Annotated in this window: 13 protein-coding genes; 4 read left to right on the forward strand and 9 right to left on the reverse strand. The window is 66.9% G+C overall.

Translation table 11 applies throughout. The features are described from left to right. Window positions 1–43: 43 nt before the first annotated feature. Window positions 44–3,163 carry an ATP-binding protein gene (locus tag HEB94_RS04520; protein ID WP_192748757.1) on the reverse strand — a complete coding sequence of 1,040 codons (3,120 nt, stop codon included), beginning with the start codon at window positions 3,161–3,163 and terminating at the stop codon, window positions 44–46. A gap of 970 nt (window positions 3,164–4,133) precedes the next feature. Continuing rightward, entirely contained in the window at window positions 4,134–5,021 is an 888-nt protein-coding gene (locus HEB94_RS04525; protein WP_192748758.1) for a haloalkane dehalogenase, read from the reverse strand. A gap of 234 nt (window positions 5,022–5,255) precedes the next feature. Here HEB94_RS04525 and HEB94_RS48985 point away from each other — a divergent pair, with 234 nt between their 5' ends. Then, a complete protein-coding gene (locus HEB94_RS48985; RefSeq protein WP_337917467.1) occupies window positions 5,256–5,570 on the forward strand; it encodes an ester cyclase in 315 nt (104 codons plus the stop codon). A 38-nt stretch (window positions 5,571–5,608) separates the two neighbouring features. Here the strand turns inward: HEB94_RS48985 and HEB94_RS04535 are convergent, their stop codons facing one another. The 4 genes from HEB94_RS04535 to HEB94_RS50195 all read right to left on the reverse strand — a co-directional run bounded on the left by HEB94_RS04535 (window position 5,609) and on the right by HEB94_RS50195 (window position 7,200). Then, complete coding sequence (locus tag HEB94_RS04535) at window positions 5,609–5,884, reverse strand: ATP-binding protein (RefSeq protein WP_273374887.1); 276 nt, start codon at window positions 5,882–5,884, stop codon at window positions 5,609–5,611. Window positions 5,885–5,901: 17 nt separating this feature from the next. Beyond that, on the reverse strand, window positions 5,902–6,036 hold the full coding sequence (locus HEB94_RS52235) for a hypothetical protein (RefSeq protein ID WP_273374889.1): 135 nt from the start codon (window positions 6,034–6,036) through the stop codon (window positions 5,902–5,904). Between the two features lie 314 nt (window positions 6,037–6,350). Further along, entirely contained in the window at window positions 6,351–6,665 is a 315-nt protein-coding gene (locus tag HEB94_RS04540; RefSeq protein ID WP_192748760.1) for a hypothetical protein, read from the reverse strand. Between the two features lie 349 nt (window positions 6,666–7,014). Next, window positions 7,015–7,200 carry a hypothetical protein gene (locus tag HEB94_RS50195; RefSeq protein ID WP_238361423.1) on the reverse strand — a complete coding sequence of 62 codons (186 nt, stop codon included), beginning with the start codon at window positions 7,198–7,200 and terminating at the stop codon, window positions 7,015–7,017. A gap of 335 nt (window positions 7,201–7,535) precedes the next feature. Between HEB94_RS50195 and HEB94_RS04550 the strand changes: the two genes are divergently transcribed. Beyond that, a complete protein-coding gene (locus tag HEB94_RS04550; protein ID WP_337917468.1) occupies window positions 7,536–8,300 on the forward strand; it encodes an ERCC4 domain-containing protein in 765 nt (254 codons plus the stop codon). 297 nt (window positions 8,301–8,597) lie between these two features. Here HEB94_RS04550 and HEB94_RS04555 read toward each other — a convergent pair whose 3' ends face one another. Further along, the gene (locus tag HEB94_RS04555) at window positions 8,598–11,939 is read right to left on the reverse strand and encodes a DEAD/DEAH box helicase (RefSeq protein ID WP_192748763.1); all 3,342 of its coding nucleotides are present in this window, start codon (window positions 11,937–11,939) and stop codon (window positions 8,598–8,600) included. Between the two features lie 697 nt (window positions 11,940–12,636). Between HEB94_RS04555 and HEB94_RS54340 the strand changes: the two genes are divergently transcribed. After that, window positions 12,637–12,900: a putative quinol monooxygenase gene (locus HEB94_RS54340; protein WP_420481577.1), complete on the forward strand. Its 264-nt coding sequence runs from the start codon at window positions 12,637–12,639 to the stop codon at window positions 12,898–12,900. Window positions 12,901–12,988: 88 nt separating this feature from the next. Here HEB94_RS54340 and HEB94_RS04565 read toward each other — a convergent pair whose 3' ends face one another. Beyond that, window positions 12,989–13,417: a nuclear transport factor 2 family protein gene (locus HEB94_RS04565; RefSeq protein ID WP_192748764.1), complete on the reverse strand. Its 429-nt coding sequence runs from the start codon at window positions 13,415–13,417 to the stop codon at window positions 12,989–12,991. A 103-nt stretch (window positions 13,418–13,520) separates the two neighbouring features. On the opposite strand from HEB94_RS04565, the gene HEB94_RS04570 reads away from it, so the two are divergent. Continuing rightward, window positions 13,521–14,462, forward strand: a complete 942-nt coding sequence (locus HEB94_RS04570; RefSeq protein WP_192748765.1) for a LysR family transcriptional regulator — start codon at window positions 13,521–13,523, stop codon at window positions 14,460–14,462. Window positions 14,463–14,695: 233 nt separating this feature from the next. On the opposite strand, the gene HEB94_RS04575 is transcribed toward HEB94_RS04570, so the two are convergent. Further along, window positions 14,696–14,896 (reverse strand): DUF2188 domain-containing protein, encoded by a 201-nt coding sequence (locus tag HEB94_RS04575; RefSeq protein WP_192748766.1) that lies wholly within the window; start codon window positions 14,894–14,896, stop codon window positions 14,696–14,698. Window positions 14,897–14,946: the final 50 nt, after the last annotated feature.

The following is a 14,946-nucleotide window of genomic DNA, read 5'->3' on the forward strand; positions in this document are numbered from 1 at the left end:
ACCCTGCAGTGCGCGTGCGCGGGGAAGGGTGCTGGTCAGGCACTCACCTGGTGGGCGGTCTGGTCAGCGGCCAGCACCGCAGCGGCGCCCCGACCACGGCGAGTGCCTGGTCGCGGCCGAGGGACCGGCCGCGTTCGTACGCCTCGTCGTAGGCGTCCGCGCCGAGCTCACCCGTGAGCTGGCGGCGCAGGCGTACGACATCCGGGTGGAACGCGTCGGGATCTCCCCGCAGGGTGTGCGCGGCGCCCAGGGTCCGGGCCGCACCGAGCCCGTCGGTTCGTTCCCACCGCAGGTCAGCCGCGCCCACGGCGACCGCGGCCGCCAGCGGCAGGTCCGGCAGCTCGACGGCCTGCGTGAACGCCACCGCGAGATGCTCCTCGGCCGCGTCCAACTCACCCCTGGCCAAGGCCAACTGCCCCACGCTGGCCCGAAACAGCGCGTCCTCGAACGCGTCGTGGCCCCGCTCCCGTGCGGCCAGGTCCAACTGCCGGCCAGCCTCGCCCAGGTCGCCACAGTGTCGCGCCACATCCGCGAGCGCCAGTCGCGCCAACGCCCCGTGGAGTCGGAAGGAACTCTCCTCCAACAGTGCCAGGAGTTCTGCCCGGGCGGTGTCAAAGTCGCCGGCGGACATCCGGACCCGCGCCAGCCAGACCCGTTGGAGATGGTCGCTCGACCCGAGCTCCCGCGCGAGTGCGGCCGCCTCCGTCAACCCGGCCACCGCCTCCTCGAACTCACCGACGATGTTCTGGAGCACCCCGAGGTAGGTCAGGCAGGTGACGAGTCCGCACCTCTCGCCGACCTCCCGGAAGCCGGCCACTGCCTCGGCGAGATACCGGCGCATCAACGCCGCCTCGCCGGCACTGCCGTGCAACATCGAGCGCACGAACGCCAGCATCGCCCGCAGCCACGGATCCGCCGGCGGAGGGGAGCGGTCGATCGCCGTCAGTCCGGCACTCACCTGGTCATCGACCAACCCGAAGAGCGCGTCGAGCACGGCCGACCCCGAGCGCTCCGGACGTTCCTCCCGCAGCCGGCGGGTCAGGGTTCTGGTGGAGTCTGGATGGCCGGCGAGTACGGCGTTGAACAGGTACGCCGCCGTGGCGGCCAACCTGGCATCCGCGGGTGCGTGACCGGGGACGTCCAGGGCAGTGCGCAGCCGGCTCGCGGCCTCGGCGTGTCCGTCGTCGATCGTCCAGAACAGGCTCAGCGCCGCACCGAGCCGCGCGGCCGTGGCCGCGTCACCGACAGCGGCGACGTGATGGAGGGCGGCCAGTAAGTTGTCGCGTTCGGCCGTCAGTGCGCGTAGCCACCGAAGCTGCCCGGAGCCCCGCAATCGCGGAGCCATCTCCTCGGCGAGTTCCAGGAAGTAGGCCGCGTGAGCAGCCTGGGCGCGCTCCACCTCTCCGGTCGCGGCGAGGTGACCCATGGCGTATTCCCGGATGGTCTCCAGCATTCGGTAGCGCCCGTCGACCAGCTGGAGGAGGGACTTCTCGACCAGAGTGTCCAGTGCCTCCGGCGGAACACCGAGCCCGGCGGCCGCCTCCTGGCTGAACGCCGCCGGAAACACCGCCAGCCAGCAGGCATACCCACGCAGTACAACGTCCAGCAGGTCAAAGCTCCACGCCACCACCGCGCGCAGCGTTTGGTGGCGCGGCAGAGCTGTCCGGCTGCCGCCGGTCAGGAACCGGAAGCGGTCGGAAAGGCGCGTCGTCAGCTGCTCGAGGGGTACCGCCCGCAGCCGGACGGCAGCCAACTCGATCGCGAGCGGGAGCCCGTCCAATCTTCGGCACAGCTCCGCGACCTGCTCGGCGTTGTCCGCGGTAAGGGCGAAGCCGGCGGACGCCGCGGCGGCTCGATCGACGAAGAGCCGCATCGCGGGACTCTCCTCCCAGGCAGGCACTCCCGCCTCCGCCGGCCGGGCAGATCGTAGCGGGAGGGACGGCACCACGCAGAGTGCCTCGCCCGCCAGGCCGAGCGGCTCACGACTCGTGGCGATCACGGTCAGCCGCGAGCACCGACCGAGGAGATCCTCGACCAACCGTGCGGCAGCATCGAGGAGATGCTCACAGTTGTCGAGTACGACGAGTGTGTCGGTGGCGCCGATCGCCTCGACGAGCCGGGTCACAGGATCGCGCTTGTGGTCGTGCCTGAGGAGTTCGCGCAGGCCGAGGGTGGTGGCGACCGCGTGGGGTACGTCGCTCGGATCCGCCACTACCGCGAGGTCCACCAGCCATGCCGCGTCGGTCACCTCCGCCGCCACGGTCGTCGCGAGCCTGGTCTTCCCGACGCCACCGGGCCCCACGAGCGTGACGAGCCGCGCCTGCGCCAACCGGACGCGGATGTCTTCTCGTTCCTGCTCCCGGCCGACGAAGCTGGTCAGCGGCAACCGTAGGTTGCCGCGAGGGCTGAGTGGGCGCGCCTTCGGGGTGGACGTCGCACGCAGGACGGCGAGATGCGCCTCCCGCAGCTCCGGTCCAGGATCGGCACCGAGTTCGTCGACCAGTCGGCGGCGGAAGTCCGCATAGGTGGACAGCGCCTCGGCCACTCGGCCAAGCGCGTGGAGCACTCTGACGTGCAGGCTCAGCAGGCGCTCCCGCAATGGATGCGCGGCCGTGAGTTCCGCTAGCTCGGCCGCCATGTCCGGGCTGGCGGCACCGAGCAGCAGGTCGGCCTCCACCCGGTCCTCCACGGCGGCGAGCCGTAGCTCCTCCAACCGGACCACGACCGCGGCGGCGTACGGCACCTCCGACACCTCCGCCAGCGCCGGCCCGCGCCACAACGCCAGCGCTTCCCGCAACCGTCGTCCGGCGAGACCAGCCTCGCCAGCACGCAGTGCGCGTCGCCCCTGCGACGCCAACCGCTCGAACCGATGGACGTCCACGTCGTCGGGCCGAACCTCCAGCAGATATGCGCCGCCCTCGAAGCGCAGAGCGGTGCCGTCGGGCAGCGCCTGCCTCAACCGGGAAACCGCCGAATACAGCGCCGCACTCGGATTCGCCGGCGAGCGCTCCGGCCACAGGGCCCGCACCAGGGCCTCCGGCGGCACCGGGCGCCCGGCGTCCAGCGCCAACCGGATCGTCAACGCGCGCAGCCGGGCACCGCCGAGCTCGACCAGACAGTCGTCGGCCCTCACCTGCAGCGGTCCTAGCATCGCGACGCGCATACGGTCACTGTGCCAGCATCACACCAGCCGACACACTGTGGAGGGCCGGAACATCACGCCCGCAGGAAGCGCAAGATCCGCTCGGCAATCACGGGATAGTCACTGCCAGCCAGATGAAGCGAGTGTCGGCCTCGCTCGTCCCCCGTACGGCGTTCGGGATGCGGGCGACCAGTCACGACATGGAGCTGGCCACATCGTGGGCCACTCGCCCTCGCCTCCCCCGCGGCCGCGGTGCGGCGGTCCTGCACCGCATGCCAGGGCGCCTTGTCCGTCCAGGGAAAGTCGGTCTCCAGCGACACCGTCTTGGCGTTGGCCCTACCACGCTGCGCCAGTGCCCGCGGACCTTCAGCAGGTCACCAGGCTTGACACTCTCCCGGCCGGAGTTGCTCGCCACACCGTCGCTGGCCCGCACCAACCGCCACTGCTCTAGGTCGCCCGAGCGATCGCCAGACGGTCCAACAGCCCCTGCGATACCTGCTCTCCGGGCCTCCCTGCCCCTGGTCGAAACGCCCGAGCCCGCGCCTGGCGGCTGGTCAAGACGCAATTGACTTGGCGCCTCCTACGTTAGCCGGCGCCCACCGACATCTCGAGGTGCTCGGCATCGGATCGGCCGGCATGGGGTCCCGTGTCCGGGTCCTGTGGAGCTGGCGCGTGGGTGGTGTGCGAAGGGACTGGTGAGAGGTTTCTACGGTCAGCGCGTGGCGACCTGTTCGTCTCGCCGGGTTGCCCTGTCCTGCGATCCGCAACTGCTCCTGTAGCTCGCCCTGGCGAGCGCAATGCCGGAACATTTCCTGAGCTCGGAGTCGACATGGAGATGGCTGCGGCACGATGACCCTCGGCTGATGTAACCAGACACGAGTGTCGTCGCTGCCAGACCGCAGCACAGCCGACTTACGAGAACGGACAAGCCATCCTGATCGCCGAGCGAGCTGTACGGCGTCACGCCATCGTGGCCCCCGCATGGCCTCCGTCAGCCCAACGTCCCCATCCAGCTGGCGATGGCCTCCCCGATTTCGTCCGGCGAGTCTTCCTGGACGAAATGGACTCCTGCGACCGTCACCTCGGCCTGCGCTGGCCACCCGCGGACGAAGTCGAGCAACCAGTCGCTGGCGAGGATCGCACCTGGCTCAACCTTCACGAACAGCTTGGGCACATCGCTCGTCGCCAGCCAGTCCGCGTAGGCGGTCGCGATCGCGGTCACGTCGGCGGGCTCGCCCTCGATGGGGATCTCCCGGGGCCACGTCAGCGTCGGCCGTCGTCCCTCGCCCGGCTCGGCGAACGGCCGTCGGTACTCCGCCATCTCCTCGTCAGAGAGGGTGCGCAGAGCGGCCTCCGGCAACACCTGCTCGATGAACAGGTTGTCTCGCAGGATCATCTCCTCGCCGGCTTCGGAACGCAGTGCCTGCAAGAGTGAACGCTTACCCATCTTGTCCCAGTGGTCCCAGGCCTGCGGCCGCACAATCGCCTCCATGTAGGCGATACCCTTCACGGCCTCGCGGTGGCGATTGGCCCAGTCGAAGCCGAGGGCCGAGCCCCAGTCATGGACGACGAGGGTGACCCGCTCGTGCACACCCAGGGCCTCCAGCAGGGCGTCGAGGTAGCGGCGGTGCTCGACGAAACGATACGAGCCAGGGCCACTGTCCGGCAGCTTGTCGGAATCACCCATGCCGATCAGGTCAGGTGCGATGCAGCGACCTCGTGGCTGCAAGTGCGGCAACACGTTGCGCCACAGGTAGGACGAGGTGGGATTGCCGTGCAGCAGCACGATGGGGTCGCCCTCTCCCACCTCCACGTACGCCATCTCCCGGCCAAGGACCTGGCGCCGCTGCTTCTGATACGGAAATTCCCCAGAGATCATGTTCGCTTCTCCCTCCTTGTAGTACCCGACTCCCAGACTTGGACGCCGATAGTTGCAGGGGCTTTCTACCCTGGACTAAACCGCGATTAGGCGTTGATATTTTTCGAATCCGGATCGGGAAACGAGGGATCGGCTCGTCCTCGATGTCATCGAGCGTGACCGACTCCCTGCCCGCCAGCCGTTGCCCGACCGGGAGGCGGTCTCGCCCCTGCGCACTGGGGGCGTCCCGGAGGGGTGGAAGGCGAGCATCGTTCACTTCGCGGTGTCTTCAGCGACTTGACCATCGAGATCGAGGACGTCGTCGTGAACGGGGACAAGATGGCGGTGCGGGCGGTCAACCGCGCGAATCACACCGGCGAGCTGCTCGGCGTCGAGGGCACCGGCACCGGCACCGAGGTCGACCTCCGGGCGGCCGACTGCGCATCTGGCACCTGGAGGGCTACTTCACAATTGCCACCCAGGACTGGGGCTCATCCCCGGCGGGTCGCTGTCGCGTACCTGATCGCCTCGGCCACTGGGAACTCGTGCGCTGGGGCACTCTCCCGGTAGGCGCAGCACAGTCACCGGAGATGAGCGGGAAGACGACCTCAATCTCCAGCCCGCCGGCTGGCCTGGAACGCGCTCACGGCGGCGTGGTGGGTGGTGGCGATGGCCTGGAGGATGGACAGGCCGAGGCCGTGTCCCTCGGTGTGGCTGGTCCGGTCAGCGCCGAGCCGGTGGAAGGGCTCGACGAGCCGGTCCACCTCCGCCGGTGGGACGAAGGGGCCGCTGTTGGTGACCAACAAGACGGCCTGCCCATCGCTGATGCGGGTGGCGACGCGATCCAGCCGACGCCTCCTATGACCGTGATCTGCTCTTTGCAACGACCGTCATGCACGATCTAGGGGTCGGTGACCTCGCGCGCGGCGATACGCAGTTGGAGGTGGAGGGCGCGGATCTCGTTGCCGCGCTGCTGACCGAGCACAGTGTCGACACGGGAGACGTGGACCGGGTGTGGGAGGCGATCGCGCTGCACACCTCTCCTGGGATCGCCGAAAGGCGCGGGCTGCTCGCCTACCAGACTCGTGAGGGCGTCGCTATCGACCTCGGTCGTACACGAAGATCGTCGCGACCTGGGAGAGGAAGATCCACGCAGCATATCCGCGGCTGGCGATGGCGGGGTCGCTGACCGACGCCATCGTGGAACGGGCCGCCCGGTCCGCCGTGGCGACAACCTGCGGGCACCAGACCTGGCACCCAGAGCACTGCCGCGCCGGCGGGCAGACTCCCCCTTCACAGCCGCCGGCATGCGACGAGCACCGGCGGCCGTGGAGTGGCGCTTCTTGTAGGTCAGGCGCATGTAGGGCCCGAGCGCGCGCGCATCTCCAGGCTCATGGTCCCCTCGGGCAGGTGCGGATTCTCCACGGTGTAACCTCGCTCGGCGCTGAGGAGAATGTCGAGGCATTCCTGGTCCATCATCTCGAACACGCCAAGCTGGCCGTCGTCGTAACGCTTGCCGCCGACGTGGCGCCGGCAAACGGTACTTGGTTCGTCAACGGCGTGTCCGGCGGCCTCGGCCGCGAACTGCTCGAGCAGGCGCTGGGACCCGGTGACCGTGCCGTCGCAACGATGCGGCGGCCCGAGCAACTCCTTTTCCGCCGCCACTCGAGCACGCTGGTGGACGTTCGGACGCCCCGACGCGGCCGAAGGAGGCCAGTGGCGCACCGTCTCTGCGGCGTGAGCGCAGTGGTGGACTCCTGTCGGGCTGCAGTCGCGTACCTGACGGGGTCGATTCCGAAGGTGAGCGCCTCGATCAGCTGCTCCTGCTGCCTACCAGGTGCGAGGACACGTCGTTGGCGACCCCTAGGGTGCATCTCCCCCAGGGCGTGCAGGCTGTCAGGTGTCGACGTACTCCCGCCAACTCAAACTTCTGGCGGAGCTCAACGCTCCGGTGGTGGGTGGCGGTCAGCTCAGCCGGGCATCGGAAGGTCGGGCCGACGAGCGCTCGCTGCTGTCAGGCCTGCGCGAGAGGAGTTCCCTGGGGGCAGGACACCGACGTGGTGATCCTGCCGCGCAGGGTGACTATTACCACGCTGACGAAGGTCTCGATGAGGCGCACCCTGAGCGTGGCGAAGAGCCGCTCGGGGCCATCCGGGGCCGTCGCGGTCGCGGCGGCCCTGCACCGGTCGACGTTCCGCAACGTGGCTCGACGCGGGGTAGCGACTACCGGCAGGGGTGGTTACCCGGCCTAAGCTAAGGCTGTTTACGTGGCCTGAGCTAAGCGGGCAAGTAAGCGGAGGTGGGCGCATGGACCTGTTGATCGCACGCAACCCGGATCCGGATTCTCGGCTTCCGTACCTGTTGCGTGTGCCGTTGGGGCAGGATGAGTTGGTCTTTCGTGTGGGTGACCTCTGGCCGCGGACCAATGCGGTCTACTGCCATCCCGTATCTGGTGATGCATGGCCGGCCGATGCCGAGATCGTTGAGCGAGTACCCGTGCGTTCTTGTGTACGCAGAGGCGCTGCGATCGAGCTGGTGCTCGACCGCAGCAGGGAGAACCGCTCCCAGATCGTCTACACCCAAGCCCGTGGCCGCGACGTCGTGTTCTGGCAGTCTGCCCGTACCCGTAAGAAGGCCAGGCCGAACGTGCGTACACCACGCGCGCGGGCCGCTGGCCTGCCCGAACTAGAAATCCTCGTCGACTCCCACGAGCAGTACCCCTACAAGTTCGCTGCCAAACCAGTACACGTCCTACGCCGAGCCCTTCCCTGCGGCGACTACGGAGTGGTCGTCGCAGGTCGGATGGTGGCAGCGGTTGAACGGAAGTCGCTGGCGGACCTGGTGTCCTCGCTGACCGGGGGCAAGCTCGCCTACCAGCTCGGCGATCTGACGACCCTTCCGCGCGCCGCGGTTGTCGTCGAGGACCGCTACAGCGACCTGTTCAAGCTGGAGTGGGTTCGACCAGCGGTCGTCCTCGATGGGCTCGCCGAGGTGCAGATCCGCTGGCCTGAGGTGCCGATCGTGTTCGCCGAGACCCGACAACTCGCTGAGGAGTACACCTACCGCTGGCTGGCGGCGGCACACACGTGGGCGAGTGTGGACGACGCGTCGGCCGGCCTCATCGATCCGAACGGGCGCGCCGAGACCGCCAAGGCTCCGTCGGCGCCAGAACCGAGCACTGCCGAAGTCCGTGCCTGGGCCCGCACCACTGGCTTGGAGGTTCCACCTCGAGGCCGGCTCCGCCCAGAGATATGGCAAGCCTGGCGCGACGCCCATCCCCCGACTGAAATGAGCTCATGACCCCGCTTGGCCCCGGCTCAAGTTACGACGCGGTCTCCACCGCATCTTTTGAGTCACCGAGGCCTACGCCGATGTGGGGGTGGGGTGGCGTTGCGGGGCCGGTGCGGGGTGGCTGGGCGCACATGTGGTCGCGTACACAGGTCATGAGGTCGCCGAGGTCGCCAAGGTCGCCGTTGGAGAGGGGTTGGAACAGGAGCCGGTGGACACGGGATGTGGCCGGACAGGACGCGAAGGAAGAGGGCCCCGCCGTCCTCGGTGGTGAGGGACCAGGGTGGCGCGGTTGTCGTCGATGCTGGGTTAGGTGAAGAGCCCACGAATATCTTCGGCTTCCAGGCTGGTGCCAAAGATGTTGCCGTCGTCCATGACGCTGGAGAACAGTTCGGCCTTCTTCGCTTTCAGCGCCATTACCTTCTCCTCGATGGTGTCCTTGGCGATGAGGCGGTAGACCATGACGTTCTTGGTCTGCCCGATGCGGTGGATCCGGTCGACCGCCTGCGCCTCTGTCGCAGGGTTCCACCACGGGTCGAGGAGGAAGCAGTAGTCCGCCTCGGTGAGGTTCAGCCCGACTCCACCCGCCTTGAGGCTGATCAGAAAGACCGGGGCCGCACCGTCCTTGAAGCGCTTCAATACGGAAGCCCTGCTCCGGGTCCTTCCATCCAGGTAGCAATATTCCACACCCTCCGCGTCCAGCCGCTCACGCAACTTGTGGAGAAATCCAGTGAACTGGCTGAACACAAGGGCGCGATGTCCACTTCCAGTCACATCACGAAGTTGCTCGAACAGTGCATCGATCTTCACAGAGGGAATGTTCTGGTGCCGGTCGTCGACCAGTCCGGCATGGAGACTCAACTGCCGCAGTAACGTTAGCGAGCGAAGAATCGTGAACCGGTTCTTGTTCACGTCGTCGATCAAACCGAGAACCTTCTGTCGCTCCCGTTGCAAATGAACTTGATAGATTTTCCGATGTCGCGGATGCAGGTCCACTGAGAGGACATGTTCCTGCTTGGCCGGGAGGTCAGCGACCACCTGTTCCTTGGTGCGGCGCTTAACAAGTGGTTTGATCCGCCGCCGCAACTGCGCGAGAAGCTCGGTATTGCCCTGGGCTTCGATGGGGCGACTGTAGTAGTCGAGGAAACGAGACGGATTCGGAAACAATCCGGGTGCGGTGATCGACAGCAGGGACCACAACTCCATCAGGTTGTTCTCCATCGGCGTACCGGTGATCGCCACCTTGAACGGCGCCGAAAGCCGCCGGGCGCACTGGTAGACCCTCGACTTGTGGTTCTTGACGACTTGGGCTTCGTCGAGGAACAGACCCGACCAGGCGACCTCGGAGTAGGCATCGAACTCGAGCCGTAGGAGCGTGTAGGAGGTGACTACCACATCGGCACCCGTGATGATCTCGTCGAGGGCCTGACCGCGGCGCCGTTGCGTGTCGGAGATCGGCACCACCTTCAGTCCTGGCGCGAAGCGTTCGGATTCGGCTGCCCAGTTCGACACGACACTCGTCGGTGCGACGACCAGGAACGGTGGGAGGGCACGCTTGGCCCTTTTGGCATGGCAGATCAGCGCCAACGCTTGCAGGGTCTTGCCGAGCCCCATGTCGTCGGCAAGGATGCCGCCGAGCTGAAACTTCCACAAGAAGGCCAACCACCGGAATCCGTCCACTTGGTAAGGGCGCAGCTGCGCCGCCAGGGTGGCCGGTGGGTTCTTCGTGCCGACCGAGTCGATCGACAACAGACCGGCTACCTGCTGCTTCCATGCCTTCGCCTGGCGGTCGACCACTCCCAAGTCGGCCAGCTCTTCCCATAGCCCGGCCTGGAACCGACTGATCTTGAGCGCTCCGTTGGGTGAGTCCTGCAAGGACTGTGCCTCTTCGATCAGCCTCCGCAGCGCCTGCAGGTCTGGCTTGTCCAAAGAGAAGTAGGCGCCGCTGGGGAGCAACAGGTACGACTGGCCGTTGCTGAGGGCGAAGAACACATCGGTGAACGGAACCTCCTGTCCCTCCACGTTGATCGTGATTCCGAGGTCGAACCAATCCGTTTCGTCCGCCACTTCGTCGGTCGACACGCCGATGCGCAGCGAGTCGCCCACTTCGCGGTAGTCGGCGGGCTCTCCGCTGACCTCGACAGCAACCCCAGGCTGGCCCGCTAGGAGCGGCAGCATCTCCGTGCTGAAACGCATGGTGTCGATTCCGCCGAACTCAGCATGCGGAGCCAGGGTTTGCTCCGAGGTGATCTGATCCGAATCGGGTTGAAGGAGCCCGAACTGGCCGAGCGGGAGGTCGATGTTGGCCAGGATGTCGCGCTCTTGGCCCAGATCCCGAAATGTCGCCTCTGACTCAACCGGCTGCAGTGGCACGTGTAGCCGTGCGTCACCAACCTCGTACGCCCATTCCCAGGCGATGTCGAGGGCGTGGTCAGGGCCGTAGGCGGCGCGAAGTAGCAGGGTGGGATCGGAGATCTCGGGTGGGGTGAAGGATCCGTCAGAGGAGATGAGCGTGGTCATGTGCCGCAGCCGCGGGTAGTACTCCTCACGAAACCGGGACTGGTCGGCGGTGGGAACTTCCAGATGCTGGCTCTCCAGCGCCATGCGCTGGAGCGGCGGTGGCGCCGACTTGGCAAGCTTGGCCAGCCGGAGGCGCCAGTGATCGGGACCGTCGCCGCTCTGCGTTTCGGTGTGGTCGACGTAGATGACGCCGTGGCCCTCGGTGCCGATGAATCGGATCGGCGTGGCGCCGATATCTGCCCCGTCGACGCGAATCACGGGGCTGATCACGAGCGATTCAGACCCTTCACTGCGGGTGACGTCAAGGCATAACTCGCCGGTGACGTAGGGGTCAACAGCGCCGAGCCGCTTTCGTCCGTGAACCATCCGCAGGCCGATCGCTTCGGCCTCGTCCAACATTGACCAGAGCTGACGGCTGTCGAACGCCGACAGGTCGATCGACTTTTCCTCACCGTAGGTGTAATGCACTGTGCTGGAGGACTGATAGAGAGCATAGAGCTCCTTCAGCAACTGCACGTGCGCGGCGGGGTATTCGGGGTAATAGTGCAGGGAACCCAGCTTGGTCCAGCTCAGCCCGCCGCTGACCCAGCCGTTTCTACCCGGTCTCACCAGCCGGGCATGGAGCCGCACGGCGGGCGCTGTTGGCGCCGCCGCGGCGGCCCGCATTTGCCTTGGGCGGCTGGGCACGGACAGGGTCAGTTCGATGGCTAGCGGCGTCGTACCTGGTGGACTCGCGTGGTCTACTGATGAGCGCTTGATCAGCGCTCCCAGGGATTGTTCCCATGGCTGGGGTTGTGAGTTCAGACCCAACAAGATCGGTGAACGCTCGGCGTCGATAGTCGTCAGCACCAACGCCACGACATGCTCACAGTTGAATGCGGCCCGGCAGCTGCACTGGCCTAGCTCGAAGTCCATGGGCAATCTGTCGGAGGAAGAGAAGTGCGCCGTCGACGTGTGGGAGTCGCCGTTCCTGCTATGCACAGTCCCGTGGAGCGCACCGTCCGAAGGATCCCACCGTAGCTCGGTGACCGCATGTTGCCGTGCGTGCTGCAAACCGGTGGCATATGCGGTGGCACCGACAGCTTGGAAGACGCTCTCGTGATCGACGGCGTTCAATGCTACAGGCAGCATGCGGAAAGGCTATCCGTTGCCGCCGACACGCTTCGAGCGACACACCTGCATTGCTGTTGATCATGTCTGGTGGGCGACAGGTCCAGAGTGGACCATTAGGTTCGGATGATCTTCGTCCGGCGAACTTGCGGACAGGTGGGCGGGGTGTTCGCGCAGATGGCTGTGGCGCTGCGTATCCGGCTGCCTTGACGTTGCGCGAGAGAGGCGCCCCTATGAGTGACTCACCTGCGGACGCCCACCTTGAGTGATCTGGAGGCGGGGCGCCCGGCCTCGCCGGCTATGGTCGCTCCGAGCTGACAACCCTGGCCCGCCCCTGCCACGCCGACCACGGCGCCTGGTGCCACACCAAGGCAGGTCGGACACTCGACCACCTCGACCAGCAGCACGTCGCTCGCAGGCTGTCCGGTCACCCTTTGTAGGACCGCGGCCACGGCTCCGCTTCATACGATGGAGAGCGGGAGCCACCTCCACGAACGAGCATGCTGCGCTCGACCGGAGTTAGCAGGCCGAGACGCGTGCCCGGTCCACGCCGCCCAGCGTCGGGACGCCGCGGCCTGCCATGGCTGGGCTAGAGCCAACGCCGAGGGTCTGCCCCGCGATCGCAACGGCGAGTTGCGAGTTCCGACTACGTAGGGATTCGGTCCAGTTGGATGGTCGAGAGTCGGGAGGGAACACCATGGTGATCGTCGCCGGATAGATCTTCGTCGAGCCAACCCAGCGGGAGCACTCCCTCGCCGGCTGCGTCACCGGCTTCGAGCAGGCACGCCGCGCACCGGGCGGCCTCGACTTCTCCATCACCGCCGTGATCGACCCAGGACGGATCAACATCTTCGAACGGTGGGACAGCCAGCAGGCCGTCACGACCTTCCGCGGCAGCGGCCCGAGCCAGGAGCAGAGCGCGGTGATGCTCGCGGCGTCGGTATCCGAGTACGCCGTCGCCGATGCCCGCTCACTGACCTGACGTGGGCCAGGCGGTTATCTCATCCGCGCAGCCGATCCCTATGAGAACCGATCGGGCGCCTTGCGGGGGCGCGACCTGGACGGGCGGTTCAGGTGAGCCGCTCAGGGAGGGGTGCCAGCGTGTAGTTGTCCCAGACGTACGCGTCCATGTGGTGCTGGTCGCCGGAGAGGTTGATGACGCGGTCGACCTTGCCTTCGGTGTTGAAGTGCCATACCAGGGCCCAGGTGGTGTCGACTTTGCCTACGCCCTCGGTGGTCCAGCCGCGGTGGATGTCGACTACGTACTCCTCGTTGGCCTCCAGGAACAGCGGATCGGCTTGGAAGCCGGCCTTGGCGAGCTGCGTGAAGAAGGCCGCGACCTCCTCGACGCCACGCTTGATCCCTGACAGCGCGTGGTGGCCCGGGATGGTCCACTCGATGTCGTCGGTGAGTACCTCGCGCATGGCCTCGAGGTCGTAGGTGGCGTAGGCGGCGAAGAACTTGTTGATGGCGTCGATTTTCGAGGTCTTGTCGCTCATGGTGTCGGCTTCTCTCGGTGGTTGCACTGCTTCCTGCTTGCGTGCTCAATCCTGGCGGGGCCCGCCGCGACCCGTCCAATACCTGGATCCATAACCTGTTGGCATGGATATCGATACGCGGCTGCTGCGCTACTTCGCGGCCGTTGCCGAGGAAGCGCACCTGACCCGGGCGGCGGAACGGCTGTTCATCTCCCAGCCGGCGTTGACCAAGCAGATCAAACAGCTGGAAGCCCAGCTGGGGGTCGAGCTGTTCACGCGCTCCCGGGCGGGCATGGCGCTCACTGAAGCCGGGCGGGCGCTGGCCGAGCGCGTGCCTGATGTCCTGGAGGAGTGGGACAGAACGTTGAGGGAGACCCGCGGCGTCTCCAGCCGTGCCTCCCATGTGCTGCGTGTCGGGTTCGTGGCCAGCGCTGCCAACGAGGACACCCAGGAGATCATCGGGTCGTTCGCTCGCCGCCGTCCCGGCTGGCGGGTGGAGATGCGGCAGACCGACTGGTCCGACCCCACTGCGGGACTGGCCGACGGACAGGTGGACGTGGCGCTACTGCGGTTACCGTTCCCAGGGCAGGACAAGCTTCGGGTGGAGGTGCTGATCACCGAGCCTCGCTGGGTGGGCATCCCTGCCTCCCACCCGCTCGCGGGGCTGGCCGAGATCCCGTTCCGGGAGCTGTGGGACGAGCCGTTCATCGCCACTCCGCCCGAGTCGGGCTGGTGGCGCGAGTACTGGCTGGCCACAGACGAGCGCGAAGGTCGTCCCGTCAGGATCGGTGCGATCGCCCGTAACCCGGATGAGTGGCTGACGGCCATTGCCAACGGTTACGGCGTCAGCCTCACCCCCCAGGCCACCGCGCGCTTCTACCAGCGGCCTGGAGTCACCTACCGTCCCGTCACCGGCGTCGGCCCCAGCCAGGTCGGAGTCGCGTGGGCCCCTGCCGGCGACGACGACGAGGCCGTCGGCGACTTCGTGCTCGCCTGCCTGCGCCATCGCACGTCCACCGCCGAACCCGGACATGGGAACACTGGCAAAGCGGTCGACGCCGGCTGATCAGCCCCAAGGGATCGCCTGCTGATCACCAACGACCACCCCTTTGGATTCGACCGGATTAGAAGGGACCGACCTGCTGACCCTCGCCTGGAGCGGATCCGGAACGGTGTCCACCCGCGATCGGGGACGTAGGCGGAGCCGTGCATAGTTGCCCCTTCGCGACGGCCACCGCGCCACAGAGCGGCGCTGGCTTGTCACCGTCGGGCTGACACTGCGTCGCATGGGTGATTTATCTAATAGATCGACTCGACCTCCACCATGGCGCCGCGATCATGAACGACGAGCTGGCTAGGACGCTCGGCACGCGCCAGCTTCCTGCCCTCTTCGACCGCCTCCCCCTTGGTTTCGAAGCGCTGGAGCAGCTCGTCGTTCCGGCTGAGCCTCCACTGGCCTCGCTCCGGCTGGACGCGGTAAACCGGCCGAGGATCGTCCATGGGTAGTCCTCCATCTGCGCCCGAGCCTGTGTCGGGCGCTTCGTCCATCC

This window comes from Actinopolymorpha pittospori, from assembly GCF_014873875.1.
GTDB classification, from domain to species: domain Bacteria; phylum Actinomycetota; class Actinomycetes; order Propionibacteriales; family Actinopolymorphaceae; genus Actinopolymorpha; species Actinopolymorpha pittospori.